Source organism: Streptomyces botrytidirepellens, from assembly GCF_003721215.1.
In the GTDB taxonomy this organism is placed as follows: Bacteria; Actinomycetota; Actinomycetes; order Streptomycetales; family Streptomycetaceae; genus Streptomyces; species Streptomyces himastatinicus.
In genome coordinates, this window is sequence record NZ_RIBZ01000682.1 from 1 (window position 1) to 6,460 (window position 6,460).

The window sequence follows — 6,460 nt, forward strand, 5'->3', positions numbered from 1 at the left end:
CACCCCGCCGCCGATCGGCCCGGTGCCCTCCGCGCGCGGCGCCGCCGCCCGGGTGCTGCGCGGTTCGTGGCCGCTGGCCGTCGGCGCCGTGGCGCTGGCCGTACTCGGGGCCGGAGTGCTGCTGGTGTCCGGCGGGGCGTGGGGCGTCACCAGCGCCTTCAGCTTGTGGGGAGCGGAGCTGGTCCGCGCTCTCGGCGGCCACCCGGAGAGCTGGAGCTGGTGGCAGCAGCCCGGAAACAAGGAGATGCTCGCCGGGCCGGTGCTCGCGGACAAGACCAGCCTCACCGACATCGGCATCATGATCGGCGCGGCGGCCGCCGCGGCGCTCGGCGGCTCCTGGACGCTCCACCGCGGCGTGCCGTGGCGGACTGGCGTCGCGGCGGTGCTCGGCGGCGTGCTGATGGGCATCGGCGCCCGGCTGGCGGGCGGCTGCAACATCGGCGCGTACCTCGCGGGCATCGCCTCCGGCAGCCTGCACGGCTGGCTCTGGGGTGCCTTCGCCCTCCTCGGCACCTGGGCCGGGCTGAAGCTGCGGCCGCTCTTCGGGCTCGGGAATCCGAAGCCGGGCGACGGCGTCTGCTGAGGTACCGGGGGGTGCCGAGGACCTCGGCACGCTTCTGACTCTCCAGTACAAGAGCACCGCACGCACGCGCTAATGTGCGCGCGTGAACTTACAAGTCGTCATGGGATACGGGCCCGCCGGGGCGGCCACCGCCCGGCTGCTGGCCGAACAGGGTCATTCGGTACGGGTCCTCACCAGGTCGGGCCGCAGTGCGGAACCCGGCATCGAGCACGTCGCGCTGGACGCGACGAACAGCAAGGAACTGATCGCGGCGGCGCGGGGTGCCGCCGCGATCCACAGTTGTGCCGCACCGCCCTACCACCGCTGGGCGAGCGAATGGCCCCCGCTGATCTCGTCGGCCTGCGCGGCCGCCGAGGCGACCGGGGCCGTGCTGGTCATGCTGGGCAACCTCTACGGCTACGGACCGGTGGACGGCCCCCTGACCGAGAAGCTGCCGCTCGCGGCGACCGGCCCCAAGGGGCGGGTGCGCGCGGCGGGCTGGGAGCAGGCGCGGAACCTGCACGAGCAGGGCCGTATCAAGGCGGTCGAGGTGCGGGCGTCGGACTTCTTCGGGCCCGGCGTGACCGACGGCGGACACCTGGCCGGGCGGGTCATGCCCCGCCTGCTGCGCGGCAAGCCGGTCTCCACGATCGGGGATCCGGACGCCCCGCACAGCTGGACCTACCTCCCCGACGTGGCCAGGGCCCTGGTCGAGGTGGCGGGCGAGGAGCGGGCCTGGGGACGGGCCTGGCACGTGCCGACCGAGCCCGCGCTGTCCACCCGGGAGATGGCCGACCGCCTGGCCGCCGAGGCGGGAACGGGGCCGGTCGCGGTGCGCGGGCTGCCGCCGGCCGTGCTGGGCGCCGCGTCGGTCTTCTCCCCGCTGATCCGTGCGCTGCGGGAGATCCGCTACCAGTTCGACCGGCCGTTCGTGGTCGATTCGAGCGCGTACGAAGCCGAGTTCACGGTGCGCGCCACCCCCGTCGACGAGCAGATCAAGGCTACGGTGGACTGGTGGCGCGAGCGCCTGGACGGTGCGGGGGGTCGCGGGTGACAGCGACAGACTCCCCCGTGGGGTTATCCGGGGCACGCCGTGACGACATCGCGATCGTGGGGATGGCCTGCCGGTTTCCGGGAGCGCGGAACGTCAACCAGTACTGGCGGCTCCTCACCGCACCGCAGGCGCAGTTCGCCACCGTCCCGGACTCGCGGTGGCGCAGCGCCGCCTTCCTGAGCGACGACATACGCGACTCGTCCGCCGCCTACACGGACACCATGGCCCTGCTGCCGGACGTCGGCCACTTCGACGCCGTGCACTACGGCATCCCGCCGCGGCGGGCCAAATCCATGGATCCGCAGGCCCGGCTGCTGATCGACCTCGCCCGTGAGGCCCTCCAGGACGCGGGATGGGAGGCCGAGGGCTTCGACCGCGAGGAGACCTCGGTGATCACGGCACTCACCGAGAGCGGCTACCGCGAGATCAGCACCATGCGGCTCCGGATGCGTCAGCTGGCCGGCGGCGAGTTCGGGGCGCGGGCGACCGATCCCCAATGGCCGGAGACGGTCCGCGCGGTCAGCGGGCTCCAGGGCACCTCGGTGGCCGGGCTGCTGCTCAACATGGGACCGAACACGGTCAGTTCCGTCTTCGATCTGCACGGCGAGAGCTACGCGCTGGACGCGGCCTGCTCCGGCGGACTCATGGCCGTGGCCAACGCGGTGTTCGCGCTGCGCGCGGGACGGTGCCGCATCGCACTCGCCGGTGGCGCCCAACTCCTCCTCACTCCCGACCTGTTGGTCGGGCTGTGCCGGATCGGCGCCATCTCGCGCAGCGGCAGATGTCTGCCGTTCGGCGCGGAGGCCGACGGCTTCGTCCTGGGGGAGGGCGCCGGGGTCCTGGTGCTGCGGCCCCTGGCCGACGCGCTGGCCGCGGGCGACCGGGTCTACGCGGTGGTCCGCGGCGTCGGAACCGCCAACGACGGGACCGTGCAGGGCGGAATGCACCCCCAGGCGGCCGGTCAGCTCCGGGCGCTGCGCCGGGCCTACCGCGACGCGGACCTGCCCCCGGACGCGGTGGGCTACCTCGAAGCGCACGGCACCGGGACCACGGTCGGCGATCCGGTCGAGGTCGGTGTCCTGCGCGAACTGCGCGGGGAGCGGGGCGCCCCCGCCTTCCTCGGCGCGGTGAAGGCGGTCGTCGGGCACGCGCTCAACGCCGCGGGCATCGCCGGGCTCATCAAGTCCGTCCTGGCCGTGCAGCGGGGCGTGATACCGCCCCAGCCCGCGTTCGACCTGGCCGACCGCTCCGGGCTCGACGCCGCCCGGCTGACCATCCCGACCGCGCCCACCCCATGGCCGGAGTCCGGGCAGCCGCGCCGGGCGGGGGTGAGCGCCTTCGGCTTCGGCGGCACCGGTGTCCATCTGGTGGTGGAGGAGTGCGCCACGGCACCCGCCCGCCCGGCACCCGACGAGGGGCCGCATCTGCTGGTGCTCAGCGCCCGCGACCGGGAAGGGCTGGCCCGTTACGCCCGCGAACTGGCGCACACCATCACCGGGGACGGGCCGCCGCTGGACGAGGTGGCCGACACCCTGGCCCGCCGGACCCCCTTCGCGGAACGCCTCGCCCTGGTGGCGGAGGACGCCGCCGACGCCGCCACCCGGCTGACCGCGGCGGCCGACGCCGTGGCCGCGGGCCGCACCGGCACCATCGGGCCGGGGCAGGTGATCGGCACCGTGCCACCCGGTGAGCTGCCACAGGCCGTGGCGCCCTGGCTCGGGCCGCCGTCCCGGTCGGCATCCGGTTCGCCGTCCGGTTCGCCGTCCGGCGAGCCGCGCACGGCAGCCGCGCTGGCCCGGCTCGCGGAGCGCGCGGTCACCGGCGCGGGGCTTCGCCCCGAGGGGGAGCGCATCCCCCCGTGCACCCTGCCGCCGAGTCCGCTCGCCCCGCGCCACCACTGGGTGGTGGACGAGACGGCCCGCGACAGCGAGGACACCTCCGTCGCGGACCTGGGGGAGGAGCGGCCCGCCCACACCGCGTCCGCCGCGTCCATCGTGCTCGAAGAGCTGTCGCGGACCGGCGTCTACCCCCTGTCCGATCTGCACGAGCGGATGGCGCTGGTGGCCGATCTCGGCTTCGACTCCCTGATGTTGCAGGAGCTGGAAACCAACATCGGCAAGCGAATACCGGGCTTCCGCACCGATGAGATCTTCTCGCCCGAACTCACCGTCGAACAGCTCATCGCGCTGACCGGCCCCCACCTCACGGACGATCCCGCGCCCGGTGCGCCCCCGCCCCGGGAAACACCGGCGGTGCCCCCGGAGACACCGGCGGTGCCCCCGGAGACACCGGCGGTGCCCCCGGAGACACCGGCGGTGCCCCGGGAGACACCGGCGGAGTGGAGCACGGCGACCGCGGCCGTCGACGAGTTCCCCGAGGTGCGGCAGTTCGAGGAGCGCCTGGACGCGATCAAGGGCAGCGGTGCGGACTTCCCGTACTTCCGGGTCCATCAGGGCACCATCCGCGACACGACTCGGATCGGGGACCGGGCGTATCTGACCTTCGGCAGCTACAACTACCTGGGGCTCTCCGGCCATCCGGCGGTCAACGAGGCCGTGCACCGGGCGGTGGACCGGTACGGGACCTCGGTCTCCGCGAGCCGGCCGCTCTCCGGTGAGCGGGAGCTGACCGTGACGCTGGAACGGGCGCTCACCGACTTCCTCGGCGTCGGGGACTGCCTGGCGCTGGTGAGCGGCCATGCCACCAATGTCACCGCGATAGGACACCTCATCGGGCCGGGCGACCTGGTGCTCCACGACGCCCTCGCCCACGACAGCATCCTTCAGGGCTGCGCCTTGTCCGGGGCGGCCAGACGCCCGTTCGCCCACAACGACACCGACCGGCTGGAACACCTGCTCCGGGTCAACCGCTCCCGGTTCCGACGGGTCCTGATCGCCGTCGAGGGCGCGTACAGCATGGACGGCGACCTGGTCGACCTGCCCGCCGTGATCGAGCTGAAGCGGCGCTACGGGGCCCTGCTGATGGTCGACGAGGCGCACAGCATCGGCACCGTGGGCGACGGCGGCCGCGGCGTCGGCGAGTTCTTCGGCGTCGACCGGTCCGGCGTGGATCTGTGGATGGGCACCCTCTCCAAGGCCTTCGCCAGCTGCGGCGGTTACCTCGGCGGCTCGGCCCGGATGGTGCGGTGGCTGCGGCACACGCTGCCCGGCTTCGTCTACAGCGTCGGCCTGACCCCGGCCAACGCGGCCGCGGCGCTGGCCGCCACCGAGCTGATCGTCGCGGAACCGCACCGGGTGGGCACGCTGCGGCGGAACGCGGAGCTGTTCCTCGGCCTCGCCGCCGCGGCCGGTCTGCCGACGGGCTCCAGTGCCGACACCCCGATCGTGCCGTGTGTCATCGGTGACTCGGCGAGGACGCTGCGCGTCGCGGACCGGTTGTACGAACGGGGCGTCATCGCCGACCCGATCTTCCACCCCGCGGTGGAGGAGGGGCTGGCCCGGCTCCGGTTCTTCGTCACCAGCGAACACCGGGAGGACGACATCCGCCGGGCCGTGGCGATCCTGGCCGAGGAGGTGGCGTCCGCCGGTGGCTGAGTGACTCATGTCAGATCAGCGTGCGTTCGATCCGGCTGAGCGTGGCGTCCCGTCCTGACGCGGCGCCGTCAGCGGCTTCCTCGGCGGGCGGCGTGCCGTGTGCTTCCACGCTGCCGCCCAGCCGTTGGGAGAGCAGATAGGCGATGATCTCCGCTTCCTGTTCCTGGACGTCGTCATAGGTGGCGCGCAGGAGCATGTCACGCACGATGTCGGGGTCGAGGTTGGGGAAGAGGAGGCGGGCGCTCGCCTCATCCAGCCAACCCGCCCCGCGATGGCAGCAGATGATGTGGCCCAGCTCGTGCAAGATGATGTGCTCCTGATGCGCGCTGGTCGTGTTGGCGTCGAAGAAGATGAGGTCCTCGTCGCGTGCGGCGACCCACATGCCGCACGGGTGCGACGTGGGGATCGGCATCGGGACCAGCGTGATCGGACGTTCGCGGATCTCGCCGAGGTAGCGGCAGAGTTCGGCCACATCGGCGACCTCCGGCAGATCGAGGTCGGCGATCCGCTGCGCACCGGCCTTCCGGAGCCTCTTGAGCTGGCTGCGGCGGTCCTGGTCGGCCGACCGCCCGGCCCTGAGGCCCCTCACCCGGCGTCCGAGGTGTCGGCGCCCCCGGAGTCCGAGGCATCGGTGACGGGCGGAAGGCCCTGCATCTGCCGGTACTGATCCATGATGGTCGTGATGGCCTGGAGGTTCTCCTTCTTCATCCCGGCCGCCCGCATCGCCACGGCCCGGACGCCCGCCTGCCGCAGCGCCTCGATGGCGGCGACCTCGCTGAGCACCGACTCGGCGACCTTGTCGTCGAAGAAGTAGGCCACCGAGACGCCGAAGAAGCGCGCCAGGGCGGCCAGGAGGTCAGGTGAGGGATTGGAGCGCTTCCCCGTCCGCAACTGCGACAGATACACACCCCCGACCTTCAGCTCGGGGTTGGCCCGCTTCAGCTCCTCCGCCACTTCGGCGTTGGTCCAGTGCTTTCCCTTGGGACGAACCGTCTTGAAGAGGTTGTCCAGGCGCACCGCCAGCATGGGCCGGTCGTCGGTCTCGGACATGCGATCTCCTCCCCTCACCTCCTCGGATTTTTGCCCTCGGCTAATCGTCAGTTTCGCAGATTAGCGGTCAGTTGACAATCTGCTGCGACTGCGCCAACGTTGGACCTCGCCGATAGCTGTCAGCTAACTCCGCTTGCGGGGGTAGTCGAGTTGATGGACGGTCTGTCGGCCTGGCCCACACGGGGGAGGGTCAGGTCCGGCCGGGCGGGGACACCCGCCCGGCCGGACGAGGAAAAACGG

At 72.7% G+C, this 6,460-nt stretch carries 5 protein-coding genes; 3 read left to right on the forward strand and 2 right to left on the reverse strand.

The genetic code is table 11. From position 1 onward, the window contains the following. From EEJ42_RS35605 to EEJ42_RS35615, 3 genes are all read left to right on the forward strand, one after another. Positions 1–583: YeeE/YedE thiosulfate transporter family protein (locus EEJ42_RS35605; RefSeq protein ID WP_184503436.1), on the forward strand; the 583-nt coding region annotated here is incomplete at its 5' end. Positions 584–665: 82 nt separating this feature from the next. Next, positions 666–1,616 carry an NAD-dependent epimerase/dehydratase family protein gene (locus EEJ42_RS35610; RefSeq protein ID WP_123106342.1) on the forward strand — a complete coding sequence of 317 codons (951 nt, stop codon included), beginning with the start codon at positions 666–668 and terminating at the stop codon, positions 1,614–1,616. Between the two features lie 62 nt (positions 1,617–1,678). Next, positions 1,679–5,170 (forward strand): aminotransferase class I/II-fold pyridoxal phosphate-dependent enzyme, encoded by a 3,492-nt coding sequence (locus tag EEJ42_RS35615; protein WP_246097587.1) that lies wholly within the window; start codon positions 1,679–1,681, stop codon positions 5,168–5,170. A gap of 10 nt (positions 5,171–5,180) precedes the next feature. Here the strand turns inward: EEJ42_RS35615 and EEJ42_RS35620 are convergent, their stop codons facing one another. Both EEJ42_RS35620 and EEJ42_RS35625 read right to left on the reverse strand, forming a co-directional pair. Further along, the gene (locus EEJ42_RS35620; RefSeq protein WP_123106344.1) at positions 5,181–5,759 is read right to left on the reverse strand and encodes a toxin; all 579 of its coding nucleotides are present in this window, start codon (positions 5,757–5,759) and stop codon (positions 5,181–5,183) included. Next, positions 5,756–6,220 (reverse strand): helix-turn-helix domain-containing protein, encoded by a 465-nt coding sequence (locus tag EEJ42_RS35625; protein ID WP_123106345.1) that lies wholly within the window; start codon positions 6,218–6,220, stop codon positions 5,756–5,758. The genes EEJ42_RS35620 and EEJ42_RS35625 overlap by 4 nt, the downstream gene beginning before the upstream one ends. Positions 6,221–6,460: the final 240 nt, after the last annotated feature.